Source organism: Mariniflexile ostreae (genome assembly GCF_042427585.1).
Classification (GTDB): domain Bacteria; phylum Bacteroidota; class Bacteroidia; order Flavobacteriales; family Flavobacteriaceae; genus Pseudalgibacter; species Pseudalgibacter ostreae.
Genome location: NZ_JBHMFC010000049.1, coordinates 1 through 17,567 on the forward strand (window position 1 = coordinate 1; position 17,567 = coordinate 17,567).

The following is a 17,567-nucleotide window of genomic DNA, read 5'->3' on the forward strand; positions in this document are numbered from 1 at the left end:
TTTAGAGCGCAGTTCAGAGGGGTTAGAAACGTAGAGTTCTTCCTATATAGACTTACAACAATTTATGCATAATCTTAAAATCCCACAACTTTTGGACTTGATCCCAAACAACACCCAATTCAACACCCATAAAAACAAAGCCCCGTAAACACTAGTGTTTCGGGGCTTTTCAGCGGAGAAAGAGGGATTCGAACCCCCGGAGGTGTGACCCTCAACAGTTTTCAAGACTGCCGCATTCGACCGCTCTGCCATTTCTCCGAGCGTCATCAGGTATATCCCTGATTGCGGGTGCAAATATAGAACCTTTTTTAACTCTTTCAAATAAAAAAGCATTTTTTTATAAAATATTTTACAAGCCTTCCATAAAGGCATATTTTAGGTCATTTTATATAAAATCCAAATTCCAAAGCTTACTTTTGTATAAATATTTAATATTACAATGGATACGATTAAAAAGCTGCGATGGCGTTATGCAACCAAAAAGTTTGACAAAACCAAAAAACTGACTTCAGCTCAATTAAATATATTAAAAGAAGCGTTTAACTTAACTGCTACCGCTTTCGGACTTCAGACCATCAAACTGCTGATAATAGAAAATCAGGAGCTAAAAACGGCCTTACTCCCCCATTCCTTTTATCAAAAACAAGTTACAGATGCCTCTCACCTATTGGTTATTTGCATTCACGACGATATTCTCAATACCGATGTAATCGATTTATACGATAACATTAAAGACCTTCGGGACACGCCAGAAACCATCTTAAAACCCTTTCGGGAAAGCTTAATCGACACCGTACAGAGCATGAGTGTCGAAAAGCGTCAAAACTGGTCTAAAAACCAAGCATACATTGCATTGGGCAATTTAATGACGGTTTGCGCTATAGAAGGTATAGACTCCTGCCCTATGGAGGGGTTTCTCCCTTTAAAATACGACGAGGTTTTAGGACTGAAGGAAAAAGGATTAAAATCGGTTTTAGCACTGCCCGTGGGCTACAGAGCAAAAGACGATATGTTTTCAGACTTTAAAAAGGTTAGAAAACCCATAGAAGATACCATTATAGAATTATAACCATTTTAAATAGCAGGGCGTTACCCAAGGGTCGGGCTTTCCGTTCCAATCTTTTGCAAAAGGCAAAAGGATTTACACTACAATCCCTAACGCAACCCCGAAAAACTCAATATTAAAGAATAAAAAATAATATTATGCCTGGATTTGAATTATTTGGAGATTTAGAACGACAAGAAGTTAATGATGTTTTAGATAATGGCGTGCTTATGCGCTACGGTTTTGATGGGATGCGAAACGGCCACTGGAAAGCCAAAGCCTTAGAGGCCGAATTGGAAAAAACGTTCCAATCTAAACATGTGCAGCTCGTTTCAAACGGAACTGCCGCTGTATCTGTAGCCTTAGCATCTGCAGGTGTGGGCGCAGGCGATGAAGTTATCATGCCTTGTTTTACATTTGTAGCGAGTTTTGAAGCTATTATGATGCTTGGTGCCATTCCCGTATTGGTCGATATCGATGCTACTTTAGGACTAGACCCACAAGCCGTGGAAGCCGCCATAACACCAAAAACCAAAGCCGTTATGGTTGTACAAATGTGCGGTAGCATGGCAAACATGGATGCTTTGCAAAGCATTTGCACTGCACATAAGCTACTTTTGGTAGAAGATGCCTGCCAATCTATAGGCGCTACCTACAACGGCAAACCATTAGGCAGCATAGGCGATTTAGGCTGTTTTTCCTTCGATTTTGTAAAAACCATAACCTGTGGCGAAGGCGGTGCCGTGGTAACCAATAATAAGACCTATTACACAAATGCCGATCACTATAGCGATCATGGGCACGACCATATAGGAAACGACAGAGGTGCAGAATCGCACCCCTTTTTCGGCTATAATTTTAGAATTTCAGAACTTCATGCCGCTGTAGGCTTGGCCCAAGTGAAGCGTTTACCAGAATTCTTGGATATCCAAAAACGAAACTATACGATTTTAAGAGAAGCCTTATCTCAAATTCCCGAAGTTACTTTTAGAACCGTTCCCGAAGGAGGTGTAGAAAGCTATGCTTTTTTAAATTTCTTTTTACCCGATGTAGAAATCGCTCGTAAAGCCTCGCAAGAATTGAAGACACATGACGTAGATGCGTGTTTTCATTATTTTGATAACAATTGGCATTATATTAGAAAATGGAATCATTTAAAGGAAATCAAATCACTTTTCCCGATTTCCGAAGGCGTAAAAAAAGGATTGGGATATCTTGAAACCAAAACATTCGAAAAATCGGACCATCACATTTCCAGAAACATCTCCTGTTTAATTAAATTATCATGGACGGAGCAACAGGTAAAAGACCGTGCAAAAGCCATGGTAAAAGCAATTCAGGCCAGTTTGTAGCCGCTTGAATTTCTAATGGCCTATAATAATAAAAAAACCGTGATCGAAAATGTATTCGATCACGGTTTTTTAAATTTCAGTAAAGGGATAACGTCTTTTAAGAAGCGTTATCTACATGTACTTTTCTTAGGGCTTTGCTAAACAAAATATCTTTAACCCGTCGGTATTTTTCCAAATGGTATTCATAGCTCTTACGAAGTTGATTGTATTCTTCCAAATAAACCATATCGCATGCCATATCGTGTGGCGCCATGGCTTTAGCATAATAGCTTTCAGAATACGCCAAAACAGTTTCATAAAGATGCTTGTTTTCGTCCTTCCGCTTTAAAAAACGATACTGTATAGCCTTAGGCATAGTATCATTTACAACATCAGAAGCATATAAATTTAAAAAATTATCAATTTCTCTATCAATATATTCCAATTGATTGATCCATCCTTTAAGTTCTATGGAATTGTATTTGTGTACCATTTCTACATTAGAATTCTGAACAACTAGTTCCATTTTTTTGTTTTTTTTAAATTAATATATCCATATCGGAAGGCTCTTTTTGCTCTACATGTAATACACTTATGGTTTCTATTCCTTTAGGGAATTTCCACTTAATCTTATCTTCAGTGGATTGCCCAAAAAGGGCCGCCCCCATGCTTGTTAATATGGATATTCTATTTTGCAATAAATTTTTTTCAGATGGCTTTACAACCTGAAGTTTTCTTTCTAATCCGCTTTCCGTTATAATAGTAACAACACTATTAAATCTCACAACGTCTTGTGGCATATCCTTTTCGTCTAAAATATGAGCAAGTTTAAGTTCTTCGGTAAGTTTTTGTAGAGATTTTTGTGTTTCAAAATCACCTACGTACCCCGATACATTAAGCATACGTTTTAAATAAACATATTCTTTTTTTTCAATCATTAAACTTCCGTATTTCATCTCTATTAAAAATTTAAATTGTTATTTATGGAAAAATACCTCTTTGTATATATGCCTTCTCAATACGTTGTATTGCAATGGCATAGGCAGCAGTTCTCATATCTACATTTTTATCTTGCGAATATTCATAAACTTTATCAAAAGATTGTTTTAATTTTTTGTCCAATTTGCCCATGATCTCATCCATTTGCCAAATTTCTCCATTTCGGTTTTGCAGCCATTCAAAATAACTAGCAACAACCCCTCCCGAATTACACAAAATATCTGGTATAATTGAGATGCCTCTTTCCACTAATATACGTTCTCCTTCTGTATCTATTGGACCATTCGCACCTTCTGCAATAAAGCCTGTTTTAATAATATGGGCATTATCTTCAGTAATTTGGTTACCCAAAGCTGCTGGTATCAAAATATCACACTCTAGACCAAAAAAGTCTTGCATTTCTATTTGATTTGCATCTGGAAATTGAGCAATACTGTTTTTGTTTGCCAAACTGTAGTTGGATAAGTCGTCTATTTTAATTCCGTTCTCATTATGAAGCGTAGCAAACGCATCTTGAACACCAATTAATTTAGCTCCTTCTTTTTCTAGAAACCAGCTGGTCCAGTATCCCACATTACCAAAACCTTGAACGATGTACGTTTTGTTTTCTAAATTGATATTGTTTTTTTCTGCCCAAAATTTAATGCTCAAATACACGCCATATCCAGTTGCACGGTCACGGCCTTCTAACCCACCTGAATCTACAGGTTTTCCAGTTACCACATGCTGATTCATGGAACGGGCCGCCGGAGATCGGGTACTCATATAAGTATCGGCCATCCATGCCATGGTTTGTGCACTGGTATTAACATCTGGCGCAGGTATATCATGCGCTGGCCCAATATTGTCGCCTAAAGCATAAGTAAAACGCCTCGTGATGCGCTCCAGTTCTGTTATCGAATATTTTGAAGGATCAATTTGTATACCTCCTTTTCCACCGCCAAACGGCAAGCCTGCCAAAGAGCTTTTCCAGGTCATCCACATAGCCAAGGCTCTTGCTGCATCAATATCTACGGTAGGATGATATCTTAATCCACCTTTATAAGGGCCCAATGCATTATTGTGCTGCACTCGGTATCCTGTAAATATTTCAACCTCACCATTATCCATTTTTACAGGAAAATGGACAATGATCTCATTATTGGTAATACTTAATATCTTCCTAATATTAGGATTAAGTCCAATATGGTCTGCTGCGGTATTAAATTGTTCCAAAACACTTTTTGCCTTTACTTTTGTCTTTTTTAAAGGTTTTACCTCTGGCTCTAATTGTTTGGCTATTGTCATATTATATGTTTTTTTTAAGATTGGTTTTAGTTGTTTTTTATCCTGCTCCCTGGTTCTGCTTGAACGGGAATGGGACGGACTTGTGTTTTGTTCTTGTTTTTTCCTAAAGCGGAAAGTCTTTTTAAAATTTCACGTAGCGTCATCTTCTTTTAATTTATATCGCCCATTTATATTCTGGCTCGGGTGTCATGTTTTTTACAGACCCCTGGATGCGTTGGTATTCACTACAATTCCAAACGGTCTGTTTTTGATTTGTAAGCACACATGTGGTGTTATGTTTACAACTCGGACAAATATTAAATGGATTTGCTTTCATAATTGTAATGATTTTTTATTACCTAAAAGCAACGAGCATGCCAATACCTATAAAAAAAAGAACAGAAAAGGGAAGTCTCTGTAAATAAGCACCACTAAAAAATTTATAGCTCGATAATGGATGAGAAAAATCGAGACTATTTTAACCGATTGCGTAAAATAGTACCAATTTAAAATCGTAACATCACTCGTAAAACAAAAATTAGCAGAGCTTTTAACAGCGCCAGTGTCTATAATATTTAAAACTTAGGCGCTTCTTTTTAATCACTGAATTTAATCTTTTTCAAATCCATTTAAATAAATTTTCAAGCCCTTGCTTCAATAGTTATTAAAATTAACTAAGCTTTCTTTAAGGCTTTAATTATCACACCATCATTTTTTAAACCGCATCACCTACATTTAAAATGTAAACATCTTAAAATAAATGCATTATACTTTATAAAACCACAGTATAAAAAAACTTACTAGCGCTATGCTTTTTTTCTTTCAATTTGTATTACTTTTGCCTTTCACTTTTTGAAAAGAAAACGTTTTTTCTTTCAAAATAAACCTTAATCTTAAATAAAATAACCAACAACATGATCAAAAGAACATTAAAATTAATGACGGTAGTATGTGCAACATCTTTATTGTTAACCTCTTGTTATTCTTACACAAGTGTAGTAGGGCAAGGCGCTCAAGGGAACAGCCAAACTACAAAATGGAATCACTATGTAATTGCTGGATTGGCTCCAGTTGGAGTTTCTGATTCTAAACAAATGGCTGACGGTGCTTCAGACTATACTATCTTTACAAGACACTCTTTTGTAAATGGTTTAGTAGCTGCCATTACTTTTGGAATCTACACACCAACGACAACTACAGTTACTAAATAATTAAAACTGAAAAGGCGAGATGTTACATCTCGCCTTTGTTTATCTATTATGAAAAAAGCTTTACATTATATTTTTATTGTGGCAGCACTGATTTTTCTATATAATATAATCCAGATTTTATCTCTGGGCATTTCTCAATTAAGTGATTTTGGATTCGGGGCGTTATTAGGAAAAGGGCTTCTTTTTATTCTTTCAAGCTTGATCGTTTATTTTACAAGAAGCAAAAAAACCAATATACTAAAGCAATAAGGCTTATATTCTCATCTTAAAAAGCACAATTCTTAGCCGTGCCTTTTTTTACCTCTTTCAAGATCATCAGGAAAAATAAAAACGAACATCTGAACATCTATACTAGAATTAGGATGTAGAATAAACACAGTGATGCTAGTGAGGTATTAAACCATATATTTTCCTTTTTTACTCCCTTCGTACATAACGTATTTTACAAAACGGGCTTCCAATTTCGCATTATACAACTGTATTTTTCTCGAAGGCCTTAAGCCAACATGTTTAAGTGCTTCTAGATTTGATGTAATAAACCACGCATCGGTACCAGGGTAATTTTGTTTTAAAGTATCCCCAATACTTTTATAAAACGCTTCCATATCTAAATTTAAACGTTCACCATATGGTGGATTGAAAACCATATGTAATTTTTCATCACCTCCTTTTTGGGTTTTGAAAAAATCTTCATGCTTTACATCTATAAACTCTTCAAGTTGTGCATTTTTCACGTTTTCTTTCGCTTTCTCAACAGCACTTGGTGCTTTATCATACCCCACTATTTTATGATGAAAATCACGTGTTTTTTTCAATAAGGAATCTTCTATCTTTTCGAACAGGTCTACATCCCAATCTTGCCAACGCTCAAAAGCAAATTCCTTTCGCATAAGGTTTGGCGGTATATTACAGGCAATCATTGCGGCTTCAATAAGCATTGTACCACTACCGCACATAGGATCCATAAAATCGGTTTGGCCATCCCAACCCGAGAGCATAATCAATCCAGCTGCCAATACTTCGTTTATAGGCGCTATATTGGTGGCCGTTTTATAACCTCGTTTATGCAAAGAATCTCCAGAGGAATCCAAAGAAATGGTACACTGCCGTCTATCGATATGCACATTTACTTTTAAATCGGGAAATTTTAAATCCACATTAGGACGCTGCCCATCGGTTTCCCTAAACTTATCTACAATAGCATCTTTTGTTTTTTGTGCGATATAAAGCGAGTGCGAAAACAAATCGGAGTGTATCGTGGCATCTATAGCTAAAGTCCCTGTGGGCTTTAAATAGGCACTCCAATCCATGGCGTAGATTTTATCATAAAGCTCCTTTTCATTATTAACCGAAAAAGTATGAATAGGTTTTAATATTTTAATTGCAGTACGTAAGCTTAAGTTTGCTTTGTACATAAACCCTTTATCTCCAGAGAACGACACATTACGAACCCCTTTCTTTACATGAAGGGCTCCAAGTTGTGTTAGTTCGTTTGCTAATAAGTCTTCAAAGCCAAATAATGTTTTGGCAACCATATTGAAATTTTCTTCCATTTTTTTCGTCAAATACTTTGCAAAAATAACGTAATTTTGCACAAATTAAGTAGTAATTGCAGATAATGGATCAATCCCTAAAAAATCAGGGACAGTAGAAGTCTTTTTAATACGTTTTTGGTATGCTGTTTTTCATTCATAAAACAAATAGATGCAGCTAATAACGGTAGTAACGACTTCAAAAAAATCAAAATATTAAAAAAAGAGATTCCTTTTTAATAAGGAAATATGACTATGACGAATAATTCTACAAAATGGTTTACATCATGGTTTGACACACCATATTATCATATTTTATACAAAGATAGAGACGATACCGAGGCCCGCGCTTTTATGGATACGCTTACAGAGTATTTAAACATTCCGCAAGGTGGTAAAATTTTAGATTTAGCCTGTGGAAAAGGGCGCCATTCCCTTTATCTAAATAAAATTGGCTACGATGTTACGGGTGTAGACTTAAGTGAGAACAGTATTGAATATGCAAAACAATTTGAAAACCATAGACTGCATTTTGATGTGCACAACATGTGCCAACCCTACCCCAAACAATTTGATGCCGTATTTAATCTGTTTACCAGTTTTGGATATTTTGATAATGATGACGACCATTTAAAAACCATTAAAGCCATTAAAGCGGAATTAAACACCTTTGGCTTTGGAGTGATCGATTTTTTAAACAGCGAATTTGTAATCGACACCTTAGTACCAGAAGAAATTAAAACGGTAGATGGTATCGATTTTCATTTAAAGCGTTATGTAGAAAACGGTTATATTATAAAAGATATCCGTTTTAGCACAGATGGACGCGACTTTAACTATACAGAGCATGTAAGAGGGTTTACGTTATCAGACTTTGAAGCACTTTTTGAGCAAGCTGGCGTTTATTTATTAGATGTTTTTGGAGACTATAAGCTACAAAAATTTAAAGCCAAAACATCAGAACGTTTAATAATGATTTTTAAATAATTTAAATAAAACAGGAAGGTATTGGGTTTATAAGTTGTTTAGGCTAGCCCTCTAAATCTACTAACAATTAACGCAACTCTATTTATAATTACTGATGAATAAATTTATTTTCCCCATCCTTGCCGTTGTTTTAGGCTTTATTTTAGCATTAATCACTAAAAACCATAAATCCTGGAACAACAAGCTCCTTCTTTCTTTTAGTGGGGCCTTTTTATTGGCCTTAACACTTTTCGAATTATTGCCAGAAGTTTACGGCCATTTAGATGCTAAGCGTTCTGGACTCTTTATTATGTGCGGTATTTTGCTACAGATTATTTTAGAATTATTTTCTAAGGGAGCAGAACACGGGCATGTGCACATTAATAAGAATGAAACAGAATTCCCATGGGTATTATTTATCAGTTTGTGTATCCATAGTTTCCTTGAAGGATTTTCTATACACGACCATAACGATATGGTTTATGGTGTTTTAGTACATAAAATACCTATAGCCACATTAATTACCATGTTTTTATTACAATCGAAGTACTCTAAAATACAGGTTGCTGGATTTTTAATAATATTTGCGCTTATGACACCTTTAGGCACATTTATTTCGCACACCACAGAAATGATTGGAGATTATGCACAAATTATGAATGCCATTGTTATTGGTATATTTTTCCATATTTCCACTACTATTTTGTTTGAAAGCAGTGATGGCCATAAATTCAATCTATCAAAACTTATAGCCATTATCCTGGGTGTTGGCGTTGCTTATCTTATATAAAACGGGAATAGAGAAAAGCAGAGAACAAAAGACCTATCTTTTTGGTTTTTAAATCTGTTTTTTCTATTTCCTAAAATTTCTTATCATGTTTAGTAAAGAAGAATCCAGACGGTTACGACAAGAATTTTGGACGAGTTTTGGAAAATCGTTTCCACGGAAATGGATTTTATACGACACAAAGCTGAAAGGCTTTAGTTTTAAGTTTCATTTTGATAACAAGACAGCATTGGTCGCTCTAGATTTAGAAGACGACTTAGAAAACCGTATAAAATATTGGGGAAAACTTCAGGGTTTAAAAACCATTTTATTAAATGATTATCTTCCTGATGCACATTTTGAAGAAGAGTATTTTTTAGATAACGAAAAAGAAATTTCGCGAATCTACGTGCCTTTAAACCAAAAAGTATCCATTCATAATAAGAATAGTTGGCGCGATGTTATGGAATTCTTCAATGAAAAAATGAATATGTTTGAAGTTTTTTTTGAAGATTATCGGGATTTTATTGAAAACTGAGTTCTAAACACCTAAAGAGGTTTAACCATTACATAATCGTCCATTACAAAACCTTGACCAATATCTGTGATTAACGTTCCTGTGTTTTCAAAGCCTAAGCGTTTATAAGCTGCAATAGAATTACTATTGTTAACATTTACGGTAAGCCGAATGGCCTTTAACTGATATTTTTTTGCTTTTTCTTTAACAAACCTTAAAGCAAAAGTACCTATGCCCTGCCTTCTATAATTGCTAAGCACATATATTTTACTTAAAAACAGTTCGTTTACCTCTTTCTTTATGGCTATATAGCCCACTGGTACTTTATCGGCATGCAATAAAAAATATTCAAATCCCTCTTTAATTTGGTTCGCTATTGCTGTTTCCGATTGATATTTGTGAAGCATATAATCAATCTGAGGCTTTCCTACCATAGGAATATAATGCTTACGCCAGATGGCATCTGCTAACTTTTCTATTCGCAAGCAATCTGGAGCGCTGTGTACTGGACTAATGGTTATCATATTAAAACATAGGTATCAAATAATATGCATAAAAATCATTAAAAAATGAAAAACAGCTCCCGCAAGCACAAACACATGCCATATATTATGATTATAAGGAATACGATGACATACATAAAAAATCACGCCAATAGTATAAGATAGCCCACCTGCGAACAACAACAAAACCCCTTCACTTCCTATGGCTTCTGAGAGATTTGAAAAGTCCAATACAATTAACCAGCCCATTATCAAGTACAAAAGTGTAGAAAAAAGCTCGAATCGTCCTGTAAAAAACAATTTTAACACCACTCCAAAAGTAGCAATGCCCCAAGCCGTAAAAAATAAAGGCCATCCCCTACTTTGCTCCAAAGCAATCAAGCAAACCGGCGTATAGGTTCCTGCAATCAATAAATAAATACTAATATGATCTACTATTCTAAAATAATGTTTACGTTTTTCATTTCTAACGGCATGAAAAACAGTAGACGCAGTAAAAAGTACGATAATTGAAATACCATATACTATAACACTAAACAAGCTCCAGTTGGTTTTATTGGTATTAAAAACAATAAGCAATACCAAAGCTGCAACACCTAGTAACGCACCGATAGCATGCGAAATGGCATTGATTTTTTCTTCGAAAGCGGTTTGAATTCGCATTGGACTAATCTTTTGTACCTTGTTGGTGTACCCATTTTTGGGTCAAATCATAAAAATCGAATTTAATGGCCGATTCTTGGCGTTTTAAGAGGCCACTTTGAAAGCTCCTTTGTAAAATGTCTTCAATTAAATAATCTTCTTTTTCAATAACAGGATTGAACTCCCGTTTTAATGCAATATCAAACAAGCTAGCGGTAGTATTGTACCAAAAGGCACGCCAGCCGTTTCGCAACTGTTTAACCAAATCGAAAGCGGTTGTGCCGGTTTGTCTGTGTATCAACTTCACCAAAATCTGTCCTTCGGTTCTGCTCATTTTTTTTAATTCTTCAGAAAATTCATCTTCTAAAAACTTCTGAACCTGCTTAGCGTATTTACGCTTATGGCGGCTCTTTTTTAAACTGGCCAAACGTGCGTTCATCGTATCTAAACGTTCAGCCGCTAATTTTGCATAAGGGTAAACTTTTAAGGTCTTTCGACGTAATATCAAATATCGAATTCTTGCCTCCTTATCTTTAAAAGACAGTTTATGTAAAATCATAACTTCGTCCAAGTCTATACTACGCCTGAATATAGAATCCCCTTCAACGATAATATAATCGGCAGCAGTTGCGCTTTGAGCTATTGTATCTTCTGCCGTTTTATTAACTTGCGCAAAGAGCAAAACAGGAAACACTATGAATATAAATTTTAAATACGTCATCAATAAAAAATATTCGGTATTAACATTCCAAAATTAAGAATTTACAGTCTGTAAAACATTTTTTTCCTATATATATTACTATTTTAGTACAAAACTTTTATAAATGGCAAACAAGAGCATACTTAATAAGAAGTCAATGGACTTTTTAGAAAAATATTTAAATAATGCCTCACCAACAGGATACGAATGGGATGGGCAAAAATTGTGGATGGAATATCTAAAACCTTACGTAGATGAGTTTATCACCGACACTTATGGTTCTGCAGTGGGGATAATAAATCCAAATTCAAAATACAAAGTCGTTATTGAAGGCCACGCAGATGAAATTTCATGGTATGTAAATTATATTTCTGATGATGGATTAATTTACGTGATTAGAAATGGAGGCAGCGATCATCAAATAGCTCCTAGTAAAGTCGTTAACATCCATACTAAAAAGGGTATTGTAAAAGGTGTATTTGGATGGCCGGCCATACATACCCGAAACAAAGCAAAAGAAGTAGGGCCGAAACCCGATAATATTTTTATAGATTGTGGGTGCAATACTAAAGCCGACGTTGAAGCATTAGGCGTTCATGTGGGCTGTGTGATTACTTATCCAGATGAGTTCCATATACTAAATGGCGACAAATTTGTATGTCGTGCTTTAGACAATAGAATGGGCGGCTTTATGATCGCAGAAGTGGCCAGGTTACTTAAAGAAAACAAAAAAAACCTTCCGTTTGGCCTCTATATTGTTAATGCTGTTCAAGAGGAAATTGGGTTGCGTGGTGCCGAAATGATCACACAGAAAATAAAACCCAACGTGGCCATTGTTACCGACGTAACGCACGATACAACAACACCTATGATTGAAAAGAAAACGCAAGGTGATTTACAAATTGGTGCAGGCCCAGTGATTGCTTACGCTCCAGCAGTGCAGCAAAAACTACGTGATTTAATTACCGATACTGCCGACGCTAAAAACATACCTTTTCAACGTAATGCCCTTTCGCGTGCTACTGGTACAGACACCGATGCCTTTGCATATAGTAACGGCGGTGTAGCATCTGCTCTAATTTCATTACCACTTCGGTACATGCACACCACAGTAGAAATGGTGCATAGAGATGATGTTGAAAATGTTATTAAGTTGATTTACGAAACGCTATTAAATATAAAAGACGGCGATACGTTTAGTTATTTCGAATAGTTTTTTAAAAACACATTGTTATACCGAGCGTGTTAAATACATCCTTTTTTTAACATGGTTTGTTTTCAACACGCTCTACATAACAACGCTAAAATCCTTTAGGAATTTCCCTTTCAGAAAAGAATAAAAATGGACGAATACATAGATATTGTAGATGGTGATGGAAATCCAACGGGCACATTTGAATTAAAATCCATTATACACCAAAAAGGATATTATCATCATACCGCCCATATTTGGTTTTATACAAAAGACGGGCGTATTTTATTATCACAACGTTCTGCAAAAAAAAGCATTTGCCCACTATTGTGGGATGTATCGGTAGCAGGACATGTGGGGCATGGAGAATCCATCGTACAGGCTGCAATTAGAGAAACCCAAGAAGAAATCGGGCTAGATATTCTTGAAAGCCATTTGTATAAAATTGGTGTTTTTGAATCCTTTCAAAGTTATGGGCAAGCCATAATAGATAATGAGTTTTACAATACGTTTATATGTGAACTACAAGTTCCCATCGCCCACTTAAGTCCTCAAGAGGAGGAGGTTGAAGCTTTAAAATTAGTTTCCATTGGAGCTTTTCAAGCCCTTATCGATACTATTGGTAAAAATGGAAATCATTTTGTACCTTCAAACAAAGCCTATTACGAAATGATTCTTAAAGCGATAAAAACACAAATAAAATCACAGTAGCTACTTGAATGATTTGTTTTTAAGAATGTATTATAAAAGAATTAGACCATTCGAAATCGAATGCACCATAGCACCTATATACAAAGCGTTACGCTCTCATAAAAAGTATAAAAACATTAAAGCCCTTTTATTTCCCTTGTAAACTACACGCTTTTTATAACCTCTGCATGATACATGAAGCTTTCTCTCCAACGATCAAAACGGGCGTCATAAGTAGTAGAAAATACCAAATATTGGCAATTGCCAATACTTTCTGGGGTACGCGTAACTTCTGCAAAATTATTATTCCTAAACAAAAATTCGGCATCATCTACAATACACATTTGCAACTTGTTCAAATTGATACCGTTTAAAAAGAAAATCCTATTTAAACGTTTGGGAGTAGCAATAACAATGTCTGTTCCTAAATAAAGTTCCTCCCGTTGCAGTTCAATATTATGTTCTTCATAAGCACAATACACTCTTAAATCTGTTTTCTTGGTATACGCATCAAACTCCAGTTTTAAATCTAGTGCTGCTTCCTTGTCCTTAACAAAAATCAATGCTCTTGGCGCATCTTCAAAAGCTTCGCCTTTTAATTTTTGAACAACACTTATAATAATGCTGGTTGTTTTTCCTGCTCCCTCTGGAGCAATACAAAACATACTCGTGCCCCCTTTTATTTTAGATAATATTTTTTTCTGTAAAGGTAATGGGGTATCATAACCTTTAAACTTAAGCGTGTCTTTTATAGAGTGGATGAGTTTTTTAAATGGCATAAAATGAAGTTGGATGATTTATTTGCAAATATACCATTAAATATTCCGAACCCCATTTATATAGCCGCTTTATGTATAATGCCTTTTAAACCCAAACGGTTAACATAAACCAACAACCGTTTTAAAAAGTCTTAAAACATTTCAAAAACATTTCCCAATAACCAATATAGGATAACGAATACCACGATGGTTCCAATACAACCACATGATCCACCACCTATTTTTTTTGCTCCCCAAGCCGCACCGAATATTTGCAATAATTTTTTCATAATAAAGTTTTTATAAAAATAGCTTTTTTTTAAATTGAAAAAACCAAGTTCTGCTTTGAGTTAAAAATATAATGTCTTGGGTTAAAGTTTATGTGGTGATAAAAGCTTTTATAAAATAAAAAAAAGCGTCCATTTCTGAACGCTTTTTTATAATTGCACCATGCGATTTAAAACTCTAAATCTGCTATTAAGTCAAATTCATCGTAAATCGTTTTATCTTTCAAATCATCGAAAAAACTTGCAGAACCATATTTTACATCATATTTAGAGCGATCTACTTTTAAAGATGCCGATGCTTTACTTCCATAGATAGACATTACAAACGTGATGGGGTTTGTTTTTCCTTTTATCGTTAAATCTCCAGTAATATTATATGCATTTTTACCTGAAGCTTTTACATTAGTAAATGTTAATGTAGCAGTTGGATAGGCATCAACACCAAAAAAATCATCAGATTTTAAATGTGTTTCTAATTTTCCTTTATAATCCCCTTCTAAATCGGTTACAATTATGGACTTCATATCCATTACAAAAGTTCCACCGGTTAGAACGTCATCATTAAACAGTAGATTACCTGATGAAATAGCTATAGTACCATCATGCGCACCTGTAACTTTATAACCCTTCCAGACCACGTTACTTTTTTCTGTTTTAATATCTTTCTTCTCAGTTTTAAGTGTAGTAAACGAGAACGTTAAACATGCAATAACGGCTAAAAAGGCAAAGGATTTAATTGTGTTTTTCATTTTTTTATTTTTTTTTAAAATTGTTATACCACTATTTTAATATGTTGACATCAAATCGTTATCAATACCTCTATTTAAAACAGCTCTGCTTTTAGTCGTTTGTATTTAAAGACCTTTCAAAAGCCATTACTTTTATAACAAAAGTGTTTTATAGTGTAGTAAAAGGGATTTTTTTAATTTATATTTTCGCTTGATAGGTATATAGATCGTAATACCTTCCTTCTAAAGCAATTAGATCGTCGTGTGTTCCACGCTCTGCAATTCTACCGGCTTCAATTACCAAAATCTGATCTGCTTTTCTAATGGTGCTCAATCGGTGCGCAATTACGATAGTAGTTCTGTCTTTTATTAATTCAGATAAACTTTTTTGGATTAAGGCTTCGCTTTCGGTATCTAGATTAGATGTGGCCTCATCTAAGATAATTATTTTAGGGTTGGCCAAAATAGCGCGCGCTATGGCTAGGCGTTGGCGCTGTCCTCCCGAAAGCTTTACGCCCCGCTCCCCTATCAAGGTATCCAATCCCTTATCAAAACGGTCTGTAAATTCGTTTACATAAGCCGCCTTAACTGCGTTTTGCAATTCGTCTTCTGTGGCATTTGGCCTAGGAAATAAAATGTTTTCTTTTATGGTGCCTTCAAAAAGAAATTCGTCTTGCAACACCACACCTAAATGCTTTCTAAAACTATTCAATTTAACTTTCGTTAAGTCTTGGTCATCTACAGTAACAACGCCTGAAATTGGATTTAAAAAAGTAGCCGATAATCCAGCAATAGTCGATTTGCCAGACCCCGAACTTCCAACCAGTGCCGTTACCGTACCTGCAGGGGCTTTAAAGCTGATGTTGTGCAACACGTTATCACCTTCATTGTAAGCAAACGAGACATTGTTAAACTCGATAGCACCTTTTAAATTTTCAAGTGGAATGCTGCGCTCTTCATTATCGTCTTCCGCAGTTTCATTCATCAACTCTTCTGTTCTATCTAAACCCGCTAGGGCTTCTGTTAATTGGCTACCAATATTGCTCATCTGCACAATAGGCGCAATCATAAAACCCAGCAATAGTGTAAACGATAAAAAATCGCCCACCGTTAATTCTCCTAACATGATTTTGTAACCTCCAATACCCATAATCCCAGTAGAAGCAATTCCTAATAAAAAAGTAGAAGAGCTGGTCATTACCGCTGTAGCTGTTAAACTTTTTTTCACATTTTGGAACAATCTATCTACGCCTTTTTCAAACACCTTATTTTCTTGTTCTTCTGCATTAAACGCTTTAATAACCCGCACACCAGCCAAGGTTTCATTTAGTCTTCCGGTTACTTCGGCATTAATCACACCCCGAGTTCTAAAAATAGGACGAATATATTTAAAAGCCTTTAAGGCTATAAGACCAAAAACAGCCACTGGAACCAAGACAAATAAAGTCATAGACGGACTAATATTTATAAGCAGCACTAATGAGATAACGGCTGTAATAGTGCCACCAACCATTTGCACCAATCCCGTACCAATCAGGTTACGTACGCCTTCTACATCACTCATAATACGAGATACCAAGGCCCCAGACTTTGTATTATCAAAAAACGAAATAGGTAAAGACAATACTTTTCTTTGAACCTGTGCCCGTAATTCGCTAATTAAATATTGGGCTTGTACGCTTAAGATTCTAGTCAATAAAAAAGAGGTAACCGCTTGAACTAATATTGCAATTCCAACAATTAACAATAGGCTGTATAGTTGATCGTAATCTTTATTAGGGATTACGTCGTCTAAAAGAGCTTTACTTTTCCAGGGAAGCACCAAGCTGGACAAACGACTTAACACAATAAGAACCAAACCAATAAACACCAACTTACGCCTGGGCCAAATAATCGTTGTAAAGGCTTTTGCCATAGATACACTTGGTTTGGTTTTAGATTTTGATTTTTCTTTTAAATGTCGCATTATTTTTTTATTATGAAATAGTGTGCAAAAATAGCTAATCTTAGCGGTGATTAAAGACATTTAAAGCTGAAAATAAAAACGCTTTCTTCTAAAAATCATGCTTGTACGATAAAAGCGCCACGACGCATTATGTTTAACTATGAATACATACCAAAACAAGCCCCCTAAATTGTGGGTCGTACACTCAGGGTTTAAAAACAACCATAGATTAAAAGTAAACCCGCTTGTTCTGTCATTATAATATGATTTCAGGTAGGTAAATTGTTGTTTTAAAAGGTGCTAAAACCATTTTAGACAAGGCTTTATTAGATTGAAAATAAATTATTCTGCCCATACAGATTAATTTATAAGAATAGTATGTTTTGAATCACAACTATCCGAAAGTTTAAGTTTTAAAGAAGCTTGAGAATCCCTTATTTTTGGTTTGCAGACTAAAAATAATTTTCATGGGACTCTACAAGCGCACTA

Annotated in this window: 20 protein-coding genes and 1 tRNA gene; 8 read left to right on the forward strand and 13 right to left on the reverse strand. The window is 35.2% G+C overall.

Annotation, left to right across the window (positions count from 1 at the left end; all coding sequences use genetic code 11):
- Window positions 1-173 precede the first annotated feature (173 nt).
- A tRNA-Ser gene (locus tag ACFFU9_RS10365) sits at window positions 174-258 on the reverse strand.
- A 181-nt stretch (window positions 259-439) separates the two neighbouring features.
- On the opposite strand from ACFFU9_RS10365, the gene ACFFU9_RS10370 reads away from it, so the two are divergent.
- Together ACFFU9_RS10370 and ACFFU9_RS10375 are read left to right on the forward strand one after the other, a co-directional pair.
- The gene (locus tag ACFFU9_RS10370) at window positions 440-1,069 is read left to right on the forward strand and encodes an NAD(P)H-dependent oxidoreductase (RefSeq protein WP_379861365.1); all 630 of its coding nucleotides are present in this window, start codon (window positions 440-442) and stop codon (window positions 1,067-1,069) included.
- A 134-nt stretch (window positions 1,070-1,203) separates the two neighbouring features.
- The gene (locus tag ACFFU9_RS10375; protein WP_379861366.1) at window positions 1,204-2,397 is read left to right on the forward strand and encodes a DegT/DnrJ/EryC1/StrS family aminotransferase; all 1,194 of its coding nucleotides are present in this window, start codon (window positions 1,204-1,206) and stop codon (window positions 2,395-2,397) included.
- Window positions 2,398-2,494: 97 nt separating this feature from the next.
- Here the strand turns inward: ACFFU9_RS10375 and ACFFU9_RS10380 are convergent, their stop codons facing one another.
- The 4 genes from ACFFU9_RS10380 to ACFFU9_RS10395 all read right to left on the reverse strand — a co-directional run bounded on the left by ACFFU9_RS10380 (window position 2,495) and on the right by ACFFU9_RS10395 (window position 4,978).
- Window positions 2,495-2,902: a hypothetical protein gene (locus tag ACFFU9_RS10380; protein ID WP_379861367.1), complete on the reverse strand. Its 408-nt coding sequence runs from the start codon at window positions 2,900-2,902 to the stop codon at window positions 2,495-2,497.
- A gap of 13 nt (window positions 2,903-2,915) precedes the next feature.
- On the reverse strand, window positions 2,916-3,332 hold the full coding sequence (locus tag ACFFU9_RS10385) for a GreA/GreB family elongation factor (protein ID WP_379861368.1): 417 nt from the start codon (window positions 3,330-3,332) through the stop codon (window positions 2,916-2,918).
- A 25-nt stretch (window positions 3,333-3,357) separates the two neighbouring features.
- Window positions 3,358-4,662, reverse strand: a complete 1,305-nt coding sequence (locus tag ACFFU9_RS10390; RefSeq protein ID WP_379861370.1) for a Glu/Leu/Phe/Val family dehydrogenase — start codon at window positions 4,660-4,662, stop codon at window positions 3,358-3,360.
- Window positions 4,663-4,816: 154 nt separating this feature from the next.
- Entirely contained in the window at window positions 4,817-4,978 is a 162-nt protein-coding gene (locus ACFFU9_RS10395; protein WP_379861371.1) for a hypothetical protein, read from the reverse strand.
- Window positions 4,979-5,555: 577 nt separating this feature from the next.
- Between ACFFU9_RS10395 and ACFFU9_RS10400 the strand changes: the two genes are divergently transcribed.
- Window positions 5,556-5,852, forward strand: coding sequence for a Bor family protein (locus tag ACFFU9_RS10400; protein ID WP_379861372.1), 297 nt, complete (start codon window positions 5,556-5,558; stop codon window positions 5,850-5,852).
- 395 nt (window positions 5,853-6,247) lie between these two features.
- Here ACFFU9_RS10400 and ACFFU9_RS10405 read toward each other — a convergent pair whose 3' ends face one another.
- Window positions 6,248-7,405: a THUMP domain-containing class I SAM-dependent RNA methyltransferase gene (locus ACFFU9_RS10405; RefSeq protein ID WP_379861373.1), complete on the reverse strand. Its 1,158-nt coding sequence runs from the start codon at window positions 7,403-7,405 to the stop codon at window positions 6,248-6,250.
- 234 nt (window positions 7,406-7,639) lie between these two features.
- On the opposite strand from ACFFU9_RS10405, the gene ACFFU9_RS10410 reads away from it, so the two are divergent.
- The 3 genes from ACFFU9_RS10410 (at window position 7,640) to ACFFU9_RS10420 (ending at window position 9,654) form a co-directional block, all read left to right on the forward strand.
- Window positions 7,640-8,371, forward strand: a complete 732-nt coding sequence (locus ACFFU9_RS10410; protein WP_379861387.1) for a class I SAM-dependent methyltransferase — start codon at window positions 7,640-7,642, stop codon at window positions 8,369-8,371.
- 94 nt (window positions 8,372-8,465) lie between these two features.
- A complete protein-coding gene (locus ACFFU9_RS10415; RefSeq protein ID WP_379861374.1) occupies window positions 8,466-9,140 on the forward strand; it encodes a ZIP family metal transporter in 675 nt (224 codons plus the stop codon).
- An 85-nt stretch (window positions 9,141-9,225) separates the two neighbouring features.
- On the forward strand, window positions 9,226-9,654 hold the full coding sequence (locus ACFFU9_RS10420; protein ID WP_379861375.1) for a DUF4268 domain-containing protein: 429 nt from the start codon (window positions 9,226-9,228) through the stop codon (window positions 9,652-9,654).
- An 11-nt stretch (window positions 9,655-9,665) separates the two neighbouring features.
- On the opposite strand, the gene ACFFU9_RS10425 is transcribed toward ACFFU9_RS10420, so the two are convergent.
- Genes ACFFU9_RS10425 through ACFFU9_RS10435 form a run of 3 tightly spaced genes read right to left on the reverse strand, consistent with a single transcriptional unit; the run spans window position 9,666 to window position 11,499 of the window.
- Window positions 9,666-10,157, reverse strand: coding sequence for a GNAT family N-acetyltransferase (locus ACFFU9_RS10425; RefSeq protein WP_379861376.1), 492 nt, complete (start codon window positions 10,155-10,157; stop codon window positions 9,666-9,668).
- A 15-nt stretch (window positions 10,158-10,172) separates the two neighbouring features.
- Window positions 10,173-10,799: a PAQR family membrane homeostasis protein TrhA gene (gene trhA / locus ACFFU9_RS10430; protein WP_379861377.1), complete on the reverse strand. Its 627-nt coding sequence runs from the start codon at window positions 10,797-10,799 to the stop codon at window positions 10,173-10,175.
- A 4-nt stretch (window positions 10,800-10,803) separates the two neighbouring features.
- The gene (locus tag ACFFU9_RS10435) at window positions 10,804-11,499 is read right to left on the reverse strand and encodes a DUF4294 domain-containing protein (RefSeq protein ID WP_379861379.1); all 696 of its coding nucleotides are present in this window, start codon (window positions 11,497-11,499) and stop codon (window positions 10,804-10,806) included.
- 103 nt (window positions 11,500-11,602) lie between these two features.
- Here ACFFU9_RS10435 and ACFFU9_RS10440 point away from each other — a divergent pair, with 103 nt between their 5' ends.
- On the forward strand, window positions 11,603-12,691 hold the full coding sequence (locus ACFFU9_RS10440; protein WP_379861380.1) for a M42 family metallopeptidase: 1,089 nt from the start codon (window positions 11,603-11,605) through the stop codon (window positions 12,689-12,691).
- A 129-nt stretch (window positions 12,692-12,820) separates the two neighbouring features.
- On the forward strand, window positions 12,821-13,381 hold the full coding sequence (locus ACFFU9_RS10445; protein ID WP_379861381.1) for an NUDIX hydrolase: 561 nt from the start codon (window positions 12,821-12,823) through the stop codon (window positions 13,379-13,381).
- A 143-nt stretch (window positions 13,382-13,524) separates the two neighbouring features.
- Here the strand turns inward: ACFFU9_RS10445 and ACFFU9_RS10450 are convergent, their stop codons facing one another.
- The 4 genes from ACFFU9_RS10450 to ACFFU9_RS10465 all read right to left on the reverse strand — a co-directional run bounded on the left by ACFFU9_RS10450 (window position 13,525) and on the right by ACFFU9_RS10465 (window position 17,099).
- A complete protein-coding gene (locus tag ACFFU9_RS10450) occupies window positions 13,525-14,139 on the reverse strand; it encodes a DEAD/DEAH box helicase (RefSeq protein WP_379861382.1) in 615 nt (204 codons plus the stop codon).
- Between the two features lie 131 nt (window positions 14,140-14,270).
- On the reverse strand, window positions 14,271-14,408 hold the full coding sequence (locus tag ACFFU9_RS10455) for a hypothetical protein (RefSeq protein WP_379861383.1): 138 nt from the start codon (window positions 14,406-14,408) through the stop codon (window positions 14,271-14,273).
- Window positions 14,409-14,575: 167 nt separating this feature from the next.
- Window positions 14,576-15,154, reverse strand: a complete 579-nt coding sequence (locus ACFFU9_RS10460) for a YceI family protein (RefSeq protein WP_379861384.1) — start codon at window positions 15,152-15,154, stop codon at window positions 14,576-14,578.
- Between the two features lie 178 nt (window positions 15,155-15,332).
- Complete coding sequence (locus ACFFU9_RS10465; RefSeq protein WP_379861385.1) at window positions 15,333-17,099, reverse strand: ABC transporter ATP-binding protein; 1,767 nt, start codon at window positions 17,097-17,099, stop codon at window positions 15,333-15,335.
- Between the last annotated feature and the right edge of the window lie 468 nt (window positions 17,100-17,567).